This window comes from Mycolicibacterium sp. TUM20985, assembly GCF_030295745.1.
Taxonomy (GTDB): Bacteria; Actinomycetota; Actinomycetes; order Mycobacteriales; family Mycobacteriaceae; genus Mycobacterium.
On sequence record NZ_AP027291.1, the window covers coordinates 2,516,021 to 2,529,439 of the forward strand.

At 64.3% G+C, this 13,419-nt stretch carries 13 protein-coding genes and 2 pseudogenes; 11 read left to right on the forward strand and 4 right to left on the reverse strand.

Annotated elements, in window-relative coordinates; translation table 11 throughout:
• The first annotated feature begins 135 nt into the window (after positions 1-135).
• The 6 genes and pseudogenes from QUE68_RS12305 (at position 136) to QUE68_RS12330 (ending at position 6,478) form a co-directional block, all read left to right on the forward strand.
• Positions 136-1,327: pseudogene (locus QUE68_RS12305) on the forward strand (IS3 family transposase).
• 148 nt (positions 1,328-1,475) lie between these two features.
• Positions 1,476-2,753: an IS256 family transposase gene (locus tag QUE68_RS12310; RefSeq protein WP_286274351.1), complete on the forward strand. Its 1,278-nt coding sequence runs from the start codon at positions 1,476-1,478 to the stop codon at positions 2,751-2,753.
• Between the two features lie 222 nt (positions 2,754-2,975).
• Positions 2,976-4,214: a tyrosine-type recombinase/integrase gene (locus QUE68_RS12315; RefSeq protein WP_286275662.1), complete on the forward strand. Its 1,239-nt coding sequence runs from the start codon at positions 2,976-2,978 to the stop codon at positions 4,212-4,214.
• Positions 4,211-5,143 (forward strand): tyrosine-type recombinase/integrase, encoded by a 933-nt coding sequence (locus QUE68_RS12320; RefSeq protein ID WP_284232744.1) that lies wholly within the window; start codon positions 4,211-4,213, stop codon positions 5,141-5,143. The genes QUE68_RS12315 and QUE68_RS12320 overlap by 4 nt, the downstream gene beginning before the upstream one ends.
• Complete coding sequence (locus QUE68_RS12325) at positions 5,140-6,129, forward strand: tyrosine-type recombinase/integrase (RefSeq protein WP_284232743.1); 990 nt, start codon at positions 5,140-5,142, stop codon at positions 6,127-6,129. The genes QUE68_RS12320 and QUE68_RS12325 overlap by 4 nt, the downstream gene beginning before the upstream one ends.
• Positions 6,130-6,214: 85 nt before the next feature.
• Positions 6,215-6,478 carry a DDE-type integrase/transposase/recombinase gene (locus QUE68_RS12330; protein WP_284234039.1) on the forward strand — a complete coding sequence of 88 codons (264 nt, stop codon included), beginning with the start codon at positions 6,215-6,217 and terminating at the stop codon, positions 6,476-6,478.
• On the opposite strand, the pseudogene QUE68_RS12335 reads toward QUE68_RS12330, so the two are convergent.
• From QUE68_RS12335 to QUE68_RS12350, 4 genes and pseudogenes are all read right to left on the reverse strand, one after another.
• Positions 6,454-7,168: pseudogene (locus tag QUE68_RS12335) on the reverse strand (IS3 family transposase); the annotation flags it as partial. The gene QUE68_RS12330 and the pseudogene QUE68_RS12335 sit on opposite strands and share 25 nt — an antisense overlap.
• A gap of 888 nt (positions 7,169-8,056) precedes the next feature.
• Entirely contained in the window at positions 8,057-8,341 is a 285-nt protein-coding gene (locus QUE68_RS12340) for a DUF2249 domain-containing protein (protein WP_284234041.1), read from the reverse strand.
• Positions 8,342-8,350: 9 nt separating this feature from the next.
• Complete coding sequence (locus tag QUE68_RS12345) at positions 8,351-9,844, reverse strand: catalase (protein ID WP_284234043.1); 1,494 nt, start codon at positions 9,842-9,844, stop codon at positions 8,351-8,353.
• A gap of 23 nt (positions 9,845-9,867) precedes the next feature.
• The gene (locus QUE68_RS12350) at positions 9,868-10,254 is read right to left on the reverse strand and encodes a Fur family transcriptional regulator (RefSeq protein ID WP_454786357.1); all 387 of its coding nucleotides are present in this window, start codon (positions 10,252-10,254) and stop codon (positions 9,868-9,870) included.
• A gap of 183 nt (positions 10,255-10,437) precedes the next feature.
• On the opposite strand from QUE68_RS12350, the gene QUE68_RS12355 reads away from it, so the two are divergent.
• The 5 genes from QUE68_RS12355 to QUE68_RS12375 all read left to right on the forward strand — a co-directional run bounded on the left by QUE68_RS12355 (position 10,438) and on the right by QUE68_RS12375 (position 13,355).
• Entirely contained in the window at positions 10,438-10,587 is a 150-nt protein-coding gene (locus QUE68_RS12355) for a PAS domain-containing protein (protein WP_284226347.1), read from the forward strand.
• A gap of 330 nt (positions 10,588-10,917) precedes the next feature.
• Entirely contained in the window at positions 10,918-11,394 is a 477-nt protein-coding gene (locus QUE68_RS12360) for a MarR family winged helix-turn-helix transcriptional regulator (RefSeq protein ID WP_284234045.1), read from the forward strand.
• A gap of 540 nt (positions 11,395-11,934) precedes the next feature.
• On the forward strand, positions 11,935-12,126 hold the full coding sequence (locus tag QUE68_RS12365; protein ID WP_284226350.1) for a ferredoxin: 192 nt from the start codon (positions 11,935-11,937) through the stop codon (positions 12,124-12,126).
• Positions 12,127-12,303: 177 nt separating this feature from the next.
• Entirely contained in the window at positions 12,304-12,648 is a 345-nt protein-coding gene (gene fdxA, locus QUE68_RS12370; protein ID WP_284226351.1) for a ferredoxin, read from the forward strand.
• Positions 12,648-13,355 carry a helix-turn-helix transcriptional regulator gene (locus QUE68_RS12375; RefSeq protein ID WP_284234047.1) on the forward strand — a complete coding sequence of 236 codons (708 nt, stop codon included), beginning with the start codon at positions 12,648-12,650 and terminating at the stop codon, positions 13,353-13,355. Before fdxA ends, QUE68_RS12375 begins: the two co-directional genes overlap by 1 nt.
• Positions 13,356-13,419: the final 64 nt, after the last annotated feature.

Here is a 13,419-nt window from a genome sequence, read left to right on the forward strand (position 1 = left end):
CGGTGAGACCTCCGCATACCCCCGCACCGGACGCGACGGCGACCCGCTGCAACCTTGTGCGGGTTGTATTGGGGTTGACCCTTGATGGTGGACATCTGATCGCGGGACTGCTGGTCCTGCGGGGAGGATGTTCCCGTGTCGGGGAAACGCAAGCGCAAGACCTACACCCCGGAGTACCGCGAGCAGGCGGTGCGTCTGGTTGTCGATACTGGCCGCCCGATCGCGCACGTCGCCGCGGAGATCGGTGTTGGAGAACAGTTGCTCGGCCGGTGGGTCGCAGCGGCCAAAGCGCGCTCGGCAGCCGATAATCCCGAGGTGCTCGATGACGACGAACGCAAAGAGTTGGAACGGTTGCGCAACGAGAATGCTGAATTGCGTTTGGATAGGGCGTTTTTGAAAAAAGCAGCGGCCTTCTTCGCCTCCGAACAGAACCGGTAGCAATGTACCGGGTCATCGAAGCGGAGAAGGCCAACTTCACGGTGGTACGCATGGCCGGACTGCTGGAGGTGTCGCGTTCGGGGTTCTACAAGTGGCGTGCCGGCGGACTGGCCGGCCCGTCGCCGACTCAACGGCGCCGCGACCTCATCGACGCAAAGGTCAAGGAATTCCACGATGCGTCCGATCAGGTGTACGGCTCACCGCGGATCCGCGCCGATCTGCGTGACGACGGGGTGACGATCTCACGCAAGACCGTGGCAGCCTCGATGCGGCGACAGCAGCTGGCCGGGATCAGCCCACGAAAGTTCACCCCGGTGACCACCGTGATCGACCTGGATGCCCACCGGCCCCAGGACCTGGTGGAGCGCCGATTCGACCGCGGTGAGCTCGACAAGGTGTGGACATCGGACATCACGTACTTGTCCACCGGTGAGGGCTGGCTGTACCTGTGCGCGGTCCGGGACGGGTGCTCGCGGCGGGTGCTGGGCTGGGCCGTGCAGGACCACATGCGCACCGATCTGGTGGAGTCCGCACTGTCGATGGCCGTGGCGCTGCGCGAGGCGCTGCCCGGACAGGTCATCTTCCATGCCGACCGGGGCACTCAGTACACCTCCGGGCAGCTCGCCCGGTTCGTCCGCCGCCACGACATCGCCCAATCGGTGGGTCGAACCGGGGTGTGCTGGGACAACGCCCAGGCCGAATCCTTCTGGAGCACAATCAAATCGGAGTTCTACCACAAATACTATTGCCCACGTAGAATGCTGCTAGGCTCGCGGTCGGCGACTCGATCGAACGGGTCTACAACCGCCGACGGAGGCACTCGAAACTCGGCATGATCAGCCCAGTCGAGTTCGAGAACCGCCACACTCAGACGGCACAAGCCGCCTGACCCCGTGTCCACCATCCGGGGGCAACCTCATCCCCGACTTGCTACGACGGGACTTCACCGCCTCGGTGCCGAACCAGAAGGGACTGTGGATTTAACGGTGTTTCCGGCCTGACACGCTGAGCGATGCTCGGCGAGAAAGGTCGCCACGATGACGACACTGAATGACGTGACCAAGAAGAAGGCTGAGCAGTCCGCTGAGCAGAAGGCCGCGGTCGAGCTGGTGCGGCTGGCCCAGGAACAGGGCCTGTCACTGACCGGACCCGATGGGCTGCTCAAACAGCTGACCAAGACGGTGATCGAGGCCGCGCTGAACGAGGAGATGACCGAGCACCTCGGTTATGAAAAACACGACCCGCCCGAGGCGGGGTCGAGCAACATCCGCAACGGCACCCGGTCCAAGACTGTCCTGACCGACACCACCGGCCCGGTCGAGATCGACGTACCGCGGGATCGGGCGGCGACGTTCGAGCCGCAGATCGTCAAGAAACGGCAGCGCCGGCTCACCGGTGTCGATGAGGTCGTGCTGTCGTTGTACGCCAAAGGGCTTACCACCGGCGAGATTTCGGCGCACTTCGCCGAGATCTACGGTGCCTCGGTCTCCAAGGAGACGATCAGCCGAATCACCGACAAGGTACTCGAGGAGATGAACGAATGGACGGTACGGCCTCTGGATGAGACCTACGCCGCGATCTTCATCGACGCGATCGTGGTGAAGGTCCGCGACGGCCAGGTCGCCAACCGACCGTTCTACGCCGCCATCGGGGTCACCCTGGGCGGGGAACGCGACATCCTCGGCCTGTGGGCCGGCACCGGCGGTGAAGGCGCCAAGTTCTGGATGGCCGTGCTCACCGACCTACGAAACCGCGGCGTCAAGGACACCTTCTTCGTGGTCTGCGACGGCCTCAAGGGACTGCCCGAAGTGGTGAGCAACGTGTGGCCCCAAGCGATCGTCCAAACGTGCATCATTCACTTGATACGCAACACCTTTCGGCTCACGTCCCGCAAGTACTGGGATGAGATCAAACGCGATGTGAAGCCGATCTACACCGCGGTCAATGCTACTGCGGCCCGCTCGGCGTTCGATGATCTGGCCGAGAAATGGGGACAGCGCTACCCAGCGGTGATCAAACTCTGGGACAACGCCTGGAACGAGTTCATCCCGTTCCTGGACTACGACGTGGAGATACGGAAGGTGATCTGCTCGACGAATGCCATCGAGTCACTCAACGCCCGCTACCGCCGCGCAATCAAGGCCCGCGGGCACTTCCCCTCCGAGCAGGCCGCCCTGAAATGCCTGTACCTCGTCACCCGATCCCTGGACCCGACCGGCGTCGGCAGGGCACGATGGACGATGCGGTGGAAACCCGCGCTGAATGCGTTCGCGATCACCTTCGGCGACCGATTCCCGGCAGCCGAAACCTACTGATGAAAACCGCCGGAAACACCGTTAACGAGATAGTCCCAACCAGAAGTGGTGCGGCGACTTTTAATGCCGACGTCGGCATTAGAAGTCTTATGCCGACCCGTGGAATATGCCGACAGTCGTTGCGATGGTGCAGCCCAACGGTGGTGCTGAGGTACAAAAGGTCGGCATAGTCGCATAGTCGTGGTCACGCTTCAGGCACTGAATTGTCTGGAGGTGAGGTCCGTGACGAAGAGATCGCCGACGGCCCGGTCGTATCCGGTTCGAGTCCCGCGGGTTCCGGTGGGCCCTTTGGCGCCGATGGTGCTGGGCGAGTGTTCGGGATGGTTGGCCGGGCTGGGCTATTCGCCGGGTTCGGCGGCCGCGGTCGTGAATGTGTTGGAACGACTGAGCTGGTGGATGCAGCTGGTGGGCGTCGAGGTCGACGACATCGATGAGGATCTGCTGGCCCGGTTCCTCGAAGTGGAGGGATCCCGAGATCTTCCGTGCGCCACAGTGAAGCGTTGGATCGGCACCATACGCAGGTTCTTGATGGCCGCCGGCTATCTGAATTCGGCTGGGGTCCAAATAGATTCACTCACGCCGGTGAAGTCCGCGGTGGTGGACTGGTGTTCGTGGATGCGGCAGCAGCGCGGACTGACTGAGAAGACCATCGCGGCCCGTTGTCACTACGCGGCCGGCCTTCTGGAGGTGTTGACGGCGGCTGACGGTTCGGTACAGTGGCGGCGCCTGGACGCGTCGATCATCAACGCCTACGTCGCTGAGCGTGGACGCCCCTACGGTGTTGCTGCACGTGCTCACATCGTCGGATCTGTCCGCTGCCTGCTGCGGTGGGCGTTGAGCACCGGCCGCCTCGATCGGGACCTGACCGCCGGGATCCTCAAGGCTGCCGGGACGCGGCGATCGTTGCCGCGGGGCGTGGACACCGATCAGGTCGCGGCCTTGCTGAGTGTGTGCAATCAGGCCACCGCGCTCGGCGCGCGGGACCGGGCACTCGTCACGATCCTGGTGCGCCTTGGCCTACGTGCTGGCGAGGCCGCCCAACTGAGGATCGACGACATCGACTGGGCAAGTGGACGTCTCAGGGTCACCGGCAAGGGTCGCGAGCACCTGTTGCCGCTCCCGGTCGATGTGGGTCAGGCATTGGAGACGTGGTTACGGCTGCGGCCGCCCGCTCTGGACCGGGCCGTGTTCGTGCGGCTGCGGGCACCCCGACAGATGATGACGACCTCGGGCATCTCGGGGGTCATCGCCCGGTTATCGGATCTGGCGGGGATCGACCGGATCTACGCGCACCGGCTGCGGCACACCGCCGCGATGGACGTGTTGGCCGCAGGTGGCTCCTTGACCGAAGCCAAGGAGCTCCCGGGGCACGCCTACACGGTCACCACGATGGGCTACGCGAAAGTCGACCTCGCATCGTTGCGCGAGTTGGTCGTCCCGTTCGGGCAGGTGCCGCGATGAGGACACTGCGCGAACGACTCGATGAGTACTTGCAGCTGCGCCGGTCTCTGGGGTTTCAGCTCAACGACCTCGAACGCCAAGTCGGCTTGTTCTGCACCTGGCTCGAAGCTCAAGGCCAGACAACGACGTTCACCATCGATGATGCCGTGACGTGGGCCCGGCTCAACCCCGACGCGCACCCCTCATGGTGGGCGACCCGCCTGTCGTTGGTGCGCCGCTTCGCCGCCTACCTCCACGCCGACGATGTCGATGTCCCCGTCATCCCCAACGGCTTGCTTGCGGCCCGCAAACCCCGAGCCGTTCCCTTCATCTACAGCCAACAAGACATCGATGCGTTGCTTGCCACCTGCGACACCGAGTTCGCCGACGAACGGATCGCCGCGACCCTGCGCACCGTCATCGGTCTGCTTGCCGCTACCGGCCTGCGGATCGGCGAAGCACTGAACCTGCGAGTACCCGACATCGACCAGCACAACGACCTGCTGACGATCAAGGCCGCGAAGTCTGACGAGCGGCGCGTCCCAGTGCACCCCTCGACGACGGCCGCCCTCAGGCAGTACATCGCTCTGCCTGCCCGAATGGCCACCCGCCCCGACCCCCACGGCCCGGTCTTCGTGACCTGCAAGGGAACCGGATACGTCTACGTGTCATTTCAGTCCCTGTTCAAACGAGTCCGGGAGGCTGCCGGGCTCATCCCACGGAGCAGGGCACGCCCCCGTCTGCACGACCTGAGACACACCTTCGCCACCGCGCACATGACCGTGGCCTATGCCCACGGCGGTGACCCCGACCGGGTGCTCTCGCTGCTGGCCACCTGGCTGGGGCACTCCGACGCCGCCCACACCTACTGGTACCTGACCGCGACCGGGGAACTCATGGCCCTGGCCGCAAGCAAACTCGAACCCATCTCCGAAAGTGAAATACAGTGAACGCCTTGGCTATTAGTTTGCAGACCTACTTCACGACCTTCGCCCACACCCAGCGCGACCTGTCGATCAACACCATCGCTTCCTACCGCGACACCTGGCGGATGCTCCTGAAGTACCTGACCGCGACACTCGGGATTCCCGCCGACGCACTCGACTTCGACGCCGTCACCGCCACGCACGTCACCGGGTTTCTCGACCACCTCGAACACGAACGTGGCAACAGCAGCAGAACCCGCAACGCCCGACTCACCGCGATCCGCTCCGTGCTCGGCCGGGCTCTGCCCGACCATCCCGAGCACGCCGCCACCATCACCCAGGTCCTTGCGATCCCACCCAAACGCACAATCAGGCCCGTCATCGAGTTCCTGACCCCCGCAGAGGTCGACGCACTACTGGCCGCACCAGACCCCACCACCTGGACCGGGCGACGCGACCACGCCCTGCTGGCCATGACCGCGCAAACCGGTCTGCGGATCAGCGAGATCTGCTCACTGACCCACGACGACATCCACCTCGGCACCGGCCCTCACATCGCCTGCACCGGCAAAGGACGTCGCCAACGGATCACCCCGCTGACCAGAGCCACCGCCAGCACCATGACGACCTATCTCGCCGAACGGATGACCCGGCCAGGCTCCGCGCTGTTCTGCGGCCCCCACGGACAACCCTTGTCCCGCGACGCACTCGAACATCGCCTCGCCACGCACATCGCGACCGCGACGACCACCTGTCTCAGCCTCACCGCCAAGCACGTCACGATGCACACCCTGCGCCACACCGCGGCGATGAACCTTCTCGCCGCTGGAGTCGACGTCTCCGTAATCGCCTTATGGCTCGGGCACAGCGACACCCACAGCACCGACGCCTACCTCCACGCCGACATGGCCATCAAACAAGCCGCCATCGACCGGACCAGGCCACCCAACGTCAAGCCCGGGATCTACCGCCCCGCGCCCAACATCCTGGCCTGGCTGACATCCCTGTGAATATGCCGACCCCTCAGCCCCGAAAGCCGCGCAGGAGAGCGCCATCGCAAGCACTGTCGGCATATTCCACGGGTCGGCATAAGACATGACCGAGATCCCCATTGGCGAGGGCAAGCTGTACCTGGCCACCGTGCTCGACTTGTGCTCCCGGCGCCTGTTGGCGTGTCCGACCTCGGCGCACCCTAAATCCGACCTGGCGTGTGATGCGATTACGATCGCCGCGGCGTCGCGCGGGGGGGCGTGCCACCATCGGGGGCGTGATCATTCACACCGACCGGGGTCGACCTACACTGCGTCCCGCTTTACTGCTCTGTGCCGCAACAGACTTGGTGTCCGACAATCGATTTGACGGGTCGGATCCTGCCTGTTGGCCGGTGGTCCGGCCTTTCTGGTCAGGCCTGGCTTCTTCGCGAAGACCGACCAGATGTGTTCCTGGGAGCACAGTCGGGCGACGCGGTTCTCCCCGGCGGTGATCCCGCGTCCGGGGAGTTCATCGGCGATGAATCGATACCCGAACGCCGGGTCGTCGGTGTGGATGCCGCGGGCCGCGTTGATCAGATGCGCGTCAGCCCAGTAACGTTGTGACACTGGCTCTTTGCACCACTTGAAGAACGCTTGTGTGGAGAATCCGAGCACCCGGCAGGTCACCGTGACGGGCACTGTGTCAGCGGCATGGTCAAGGACCAGCGGGTACATCATTTTGGGTTGACGCGCCGGGAGAGATAGCCCACGGCGCGCCGCATGACCTCGGCTTCTGCTCGAGGAGCTCGCGGTGCGTCAGACCGCTCGCGTGCGCTGCGTCGAGTGCAGCCGCGATCTGCTTGATCCGTTTGTGGGCTTCGCGCAGCTCCGCCGACTGGTCGCCGGCACGTTGACCATCGGGATCAAGGCCGTCGTCGCGGTCGGCGATCTTGAGCCAGCGATGCAAGCAGGCTTCAGAGATGCCGAAGTCCTTTGCGAACTGACGGACCGGGGCCTCGCCCTTGCGGGCCAAGGCGATCACGTCTCGGCGGAACTCTTCGGGAAATGCTTTCGGCACGAAAAACATCCTTTCACCGTGAGGAACGATCCTCACAGATCAGATGTCAACCAAACCCGGGGCAGTCCCTAACGAGGCAGTGAAGCATTCGCCACGGGGTACGTCGAGAGCGTCGCCCTTCACGCCGACCAACAGGGCCGCGGTCTGGGGCGTCTGGTCAGGGATCACGCAAAAGCGATCATCCGCGCTCAGCATCGGCTCGGCGCCCTCAATGCAGTCGAGAGTGCCGCTCCGTTCTATGTCGGTCGGGGTTGGCAACCTTGGTGCGGTCCGACTCGGGCGGACACTCCCGGTGGGGTGGTCGATACCTACGACCCGGCTGATCGGAATTTCGTCTTGCCGACGGTCAGCACCGGCCGCCGACTTGCGGAGTCGGCACCGCTGAGCGGCGGCGAGCCGACAGGTTCACTGACTTCCTACAGTAGCTAGGCTGCACCGTACCCAAAGCCTCGGGTAGACAGTCGAATCCATGCCAGTCATGGCCCCTTGGTGGCGCACCCGGATTCTCGCTCGGGACGGTCACGCGCAGCGCCACCGACGGGGCGTGCACCGCGTGTGTTCATGCATTGAGGTCTACTCCCGGCCAGGATGTCCTCGTAGCTAGGCGATCCAGCCTTGCGGGTTGGCAGTGCGTCCACGGGCCTGAACCGTCGCGAATACCTCGTACTAATCCGCCACGATCTTCGTAGCTAAGCTAGGTGAGGAGGCTGCTGACTAATCTCGCGTGGCGGTCGAGTGTTTGGTCGCGAGATGTTGGGATGCTTTGGGGGTGTAAGCTCGCCGACTCATCGGTGCGCCGACGCAAACGGGCGGACGATTGCTCACCGGATGCGTCGCCGCCACGCGGTACGGTGTCGATCGCCCGGAAGTGTTTCGATACAACCGATCTCAGAGCGACCGGGGAAGGTCCATGATCTTGACGATACGGATCCGCCACAGTCGCTCGGACTGACTGCCTTCCAGATATCGCCATTTGTGGGCACCGGGACGCGCCCGTGCGAACTGCTGGCGTAGGTCAAGCGGATCGTGACAGATGACTAGGACGAAGGACTGGCCGACTTCCAGCGCGTCGAAGCGGGCGAAGATCATCTGGTCGCGTTGAGATTTGGGAAACCGGCGCACGTCCAGTTCGTCGGCACCGTCGAAGCTCATCTCGGGGTCGGGAAGGCTCATCTCGTCATCTCATTCCTCACCCATGCCCTCGGAGGGGGTTGAAGCATTCCCTTGGCGGACAGACTTTTCGATGCGCGCCCCGAGGTTGGCATCGACGCTGCGCCAGTATTGCAGCGCACGGTCGAGCACGTCACCGGTGACGCCGCCGGTCAGCGCGCCGGCGATCTGTTCGACGGCAGCGGTACGTTGCGCGTCGTCCCAGACTTCACGCACCAGCGTGCCGGGCTGTACGAAGTCGTCGTCGTCAGAGTGCAGCGAATAGGCCGAGCGGAGCAGCTCGCCGTCGGTCTCCCAGCCGTCCTCGGCCGGTCCGGTGTCATCCGACCAGGGCCGTCCGATGCTGTTGGGTGCGTAGACGGCGCCATCGCCTGCGTGATGGTAGGTCATCTGGCCGTCGAACATGTAGGTGTTCGTCTGCAGGCCGTCGCGGGGTTGGTTGACCGGCAGTTGGTGGAAGTTCGTGCCGATGCGGTTGCGTTGGGCGTCGGCGTAGGCGAAGGCGCGGCCGAGCAGCATCTTGTCCGGGGACAGCCCGGTGCCGGGCACGGTGTTGCCCGGGGAGAAGGCGGCCTGCTCGATCTGGGCGAAGAAGTTCTCCGGGTTGCGGCTCAGGGTGTAGGTGCCGACCGGGATCAGGGGGTAGTCGGCGTGTGGCCACACCTTGGTCAGGTCAAATGGGTTGAAGCGGTAGTCGGCGGCCTCGGCGTAGGGCATCACTTGAACCGATAGCCGCCAGCTTGGGTGGTCGCCGTGAGCGATCGCCTCAAACAGATCCCGGCGGTGGAAGTCGGCGTCCTCGCCGGCGAGTGTGGCGGCTTCGGCGTTGGTGAAGAACTCCATGCCCTGTTCGGTGTGGAAGTGATACTTCACCCAGAACTTCTCCCCTCCGGCGTTGACCCACAGATAGGTGTGCGAACCGTACCCGTTCATGTGCCGCCACGTCCTGGGCAGTCCGCGCTGACCCATGAGATAGGTGACCTGATGCGCCGATTCTGGATTCAAAGTCCAGAAATCCCACTGCATCTGGGCGGAGCGCAAGCCGGAGTCCGGTAGCCGCTTCTGGCTACGGATGAAGTGCGGGAACTTGATCGGATCGCGGAGGAAGAAGATCGGCGTGTTGTTGCCGACGATGTCGTAGTTGCCCTCTGCGGTATAGAACTTCATCGCGTACCCACGCACGTCCCGCCAGGTGTCGGGGCTGCCTTGCTCCCCGGCCACGGTGGAGAATCGCACCAGCAGATCGGTGTTCGTACCCTTCTGGAACAGCGCGGCCTTCGTGTACTGGGAAACGTCCTCGGTAACCTGCAGGCCGCCGAAAGCGCCTGAGCCCTTCGCGTGCGGGCTACGTTCGGGCACTCGTTCTCGGTTGAAGTGCGCCATCTGCTCCAGAAAGTGCACGTCGTGCAACACGATCGGCCCATTGGATCCCACCGTCAGCGAGTTGCGATCGCTAGCCGCTGGTGCACCGGAGCTCGTCGTCGAGCCGGATTCCGAAGTAGTCATGCTGTTCTCCGCTCAGTTGGGCGCTAATGGATTTGGCAGTCGGGGCAGACGCCCCAGAAAGTCACTTCGGCCTCGTCGATCACGTAGCCGGTGTCGACGCTGGGCTGCGCGCACGGCATACGGCCGATGACGCACTCGACATCGGCGATCGCGCTGCACGATCGGCAGGCAGTGTGGTGGTGATGATCGCCCGTCTCCAGCTCGAATCGTGCTGGCGCACCGGCTAGCTTGATGCGGCGCAGCAGGCCCGCCTCGGTCAGGGCATGCAGCACGTCGTAGACGGCCTGGGTGGACAGCGACCCGAGGTGGTGCCTGGCGCCGACGGCGATCGCCTCGACGTCGGCGTGTGGATGCTCGCTCAACACGTCCAGCACTGCGAGCCGGGCCTGCGTCACGCGCAAACCCGCCATCCGCAACTGGTCCTGTCGATGAGCCACGAGATTCCGCCCTTCCCAAACTCGAACCATTCAAGTACTACTCTCCCTCCATCACTTGCATACTGCAAGCCTTGTTATCAGCAATACGTAAGATTCAAGTGACCCCCCCGAACCCGGGCCGACAGGGCGGGTGGGGAGCAGGACGGGAAGGTTGAGATGGACGAGGCCGCGATCGCGGCAGCGATCGTGTCCGGACCGGGCGCGGTCATCGCCGCCGACCGCAATGCCTTGATCACGTTTTGGAACACCGGCGCCGAACGAACCTTCGGGCTCGCCATCCAAACAGGCCGTGGGGGAGTCGCTTGACCTGATCATCTCAACGCGACTGCGGGCGCGGCACTGGGGCGGATGGCATCACGTCATGGATACCGGCTAGAGCCGTTACCGCGACGGGAGCATACTCGCGATGCCCGCCGAGTGACGGGACGGACCGACGATTTCAGTCGAGTTCACCATCCACCCGGTCTTGGACGCCGGCTTTCAGATGCTGGGTATCGCCGCCACCCGGCACGATGTCACCACACGTTTCGCCGAAACACCGGACTTGAGCCGACAACTCGACGCGCGAATCTGACACTGCGACCACGACTCACGATGTCATTTGGCGGCTTCGCCTGTGCTTGCAATACTTGTCGAATGCACCAGGTTGAGCGGCACGGGACGACGAAGACCACGGTCGAAGAACTGGTGTCATTCGAAGTGGCCACCAGGGATCTTGTCGGCGTCGCCCTGCGTAGTGTGGACGAGGTCGGAGTGTCCCTGCCGCAGGCCCGGCTGCTGCTGGTGCTGGCGCAGTTGGGACGGTCGACGTCGACGGAATGCGCGAACGCGCTTGGCGTGGTGGGGTCCTCAGTAACGCGGCTGGCTGATCGATTGCACGCCACTGGGCATCTGGTGCGCGGTGCGGATCCGGGTAACCGCAGTGTCGTCACGTTGGAACTGACGACGAAGGGTCGCAAACTGGTCCGGCAGGTGACCACCCGTCGTCGCCGCGAATTGAGCCGGGTGCTGGATCAAATCGACCCAGCAGAGCGCGCCGTCTGCGCAACTGTCCTGCGCATCCTGCATGAACGGTTCAGCGAGGACGATCGGCACAGTGCGATGCCGCTCTGACACAGACACCGTGTTCGTCGATCCTGGGCGCTGACCGTACCCGGACGTCCCAGGGGCGGCGGTACCGCGAGTCGTTGGGCGCGGAGTATCCCCGACTCACCTCGGTAGGGATCCTTCATCACGCTAGTGGTGTGTTCCGCTCGACGAATCTGCAAAGTTCGCCGTCGGCCTGGGATGGCCAACGCGCGCTCGACCGTCTAGTATTTACACAAATCCGACTTGTATAAACTCGGCCCAAGCGGTCCGGCGGAGGAGGTGATGAGCATCGGCGTTGCCGAAGTGTGCGCGCGCTACACGGGGGAGAACACGCGGCGTCTAGCGCCGGCCCGTGACGGGGGGCGACAGCTCAGCGCTGGATCGCCTGGTGACGGGACGGGAATTCCTAGACGCGGCAGCGCAGCAGCCACAGCGGCATCCGAAAGGCTCAGCAGCAGTCGCACACTCGTAATGTTCGATGACGCCGAATCTGGGCAGAGCGACCACCCGCGACCGATTGCACCGGTCGCGACGCCCTGCTCACGGTGACGTACAGGAGGACCCATGCGCGTCGAAGTCGACCGTGATCGCTGTGAAGGCAATGCCATCTGTGTGCGAATCGTGCCAAAAGTGTTCCAACTCGACGACGACGAATACGCCATGGTCGTTGCCGATCCCGTTCCGATCGAGCAACAGACGCTCGCCGAGCGCGCGATCGCCGAGTGCCCCCGCGCAGCCCTGTCGCGAATTGTCTAGACGTGGTGGATTTCTCACCGGATTCGACCGAGCATTGATGCTGGGTGATCTCGACCGCCCGCCCCTTGCCGATCAGATCGCCGCGGCGGCGCGACCACACGTCCCGTCGCGATCGGCGATCGGACGCCCGCCACTTAATACTATTCTTCTACGTGTTAATTAGAGTAATGTTGCACTATGACGTACGTGATCGGACTTCCTTGCGTGGACATCAAAGATCGCGCCTGCGTGCAGGAGTGTCCCGTCGACTGCATCTATGAGGGTGCTCGGATGCTCTACATCCATCCCGACGAGTGCGTGGACTGCGGTGCGTGCGAACCGGTGTGCCCTGTCGAGGCGATCTACTACGAAGAGGACCTGCCTGAGGCGCTGCAGGCCTACGCCGGCGAGAACGTCAAGTTCTTCACCGATACCCTGCCGGGGCAGGCCCTGCCACTCGGATCGCCCGGCGGCGCCGCGAAACTCGGCGTGATCGACGCCGACACCGAACTGGTGGCGTCCCTACCGCCGAGGGAAGGCTGATGTCCAACGACGCCCCGGCGCCACCGGGGAGGCGTGAGCTGATCCTGCAGCTGCTGCGCACGGCGACCGGTCCGCGCAGCATTGCCGATATGGCCGAGGAGATGGCCGTTCACCCGAACACGATCCGCTTTCATCTCGAGGCCTTGGTGCGTACTGGTCGGGTCGAGCAATTCATCGGCGACACCGCCGGCCCCGGGCGGCCGCCGGTCCTGTTCCGGGCCAGCCGTCGGATGGACCCGGCGGGACCGACCAATTACCAGCTGCTCGCGAACATCCTGACCACCTATCTTGCTACCAACGCCGCGGATCCCACCCGTACCGCGGCGAGCTTGGGACGCTCGTGGGGCCCCTCTCTGGTCGACGACCGGCCGCGCCGTGCGCTGTCCAAGACCCAAGCGGTGACCGCGTTGACCGATGTCCTTGCCGATCTCGGCTTCGGGCCCGAGCCGCCCACGAGTCGACGGAGCACCGAGATCCGGTTGCGACACTGTCCATTTCACCAGCTGGTCCAGACCCACGGCGAGACGATCTGCGCCCTACATCTCGGTCTGATGCAGGGTGCACTGGAGTCGATGCGCGGACCGGTGACAGTCGACCGCCTCGATCCCTTCGTTGAGCCGGATCTCTGCGTGGCTCACCTCGCGCCGTTGGCCACTGCAGCCCGCGAGGGAGGTGCTCACGGTGCCGGCCGTCGTCCGGGGCGCTGATCACGGGCGCCGGTGCAGCGATGCGCGTCCGAGCAGAGCCGCACTCTCTGCCCACCAGGCCCTC

What these genes read in the sequence shown, in the direction of transcription:
- QUE68_RS12310 (WP_286274351.1), top strand. Translation starts at nt 1,476, where the DNA reads ATGACGACACTGAATGACGTGACCAAGAAGAAGGCTGAGCAGTCCGCT.
- fdxA (WP_284226351.1), top strand. Translation starts at nt 12,304, where the DNA reads ATGACGTACGTGATCGGACTTCCTTGCGTGGACATCAAAGATCGCGCC.
- QUE68_RS12340 (WP_284234041.1), bottom strand. Translation starts at nt 8,341, where the DNA reads ATGAGCCTTCCCGACCCCGAGATGAGCTTCGACGGTGCCGACGAACTG.
- QUE68_RS12350 (WP_454786357.1), bottom strand. Translation starts at nt 10,254, where the DNA reads ATGGCGGGTTTGCGCGTGACGCAGGCCCGGCTCGCAGTGCTGGACGTG.
- QUE68_RS12320 (WP_284232744.1), top strand. Translation starts at nt 4,211, where the DNA reads ATGAGGACACTGCGCGAACGACTCGATGAGTACTTGCAGCTGCGCCGG.
- QUE68_RS12345 (WP_284234043.1), bottom strand. Translation starts at nt 9,844, where the DNA reads ATGACTACTTCGGAATCCGGCTCGACGACGAGCTCCGGTGCACCAGCG.
- QUE68_RS12375 (WP_284234047.1), top strand. Translation starts at nt 12,648, where the DNA reads ATGTCCAACGACGCCCCGGCGCCACCGGGGAGGCGTGAGCTGATCCTG.
- QUE68_RS12360 (WP_284234045.1), top strand. Translation starts at nt 10,918, where the DNA reads ATGCACCAGGTTGAGCGGCACGGGACGACGAAGACCACGGTCGAAGAA.
- QUE68_RS12330 (WP_284234039.1), top strand. Translation starts at nt 6,215, where the DNA reads ATGACCGAGATCCCCATTGGCGAGGGCAAGCTGTACCTGGCCACCGTG.
- QUE68_RS12355 (WP_284226347.1), top strand. Translation starts at nt 10,438, where the DNA reads ATGGACGAGGCCGCGATCGCGGCAGCGATCGTGTCCGGACCGGGCGCG.
- QUE68_RS12365 (WP_284226350.1), top strand. Translation starts at nt 11,935, where the DNA reads ATGCGCGTCGAAGTCGACCGTGATCGCTGTGAAGGCAATGCCATCTGT.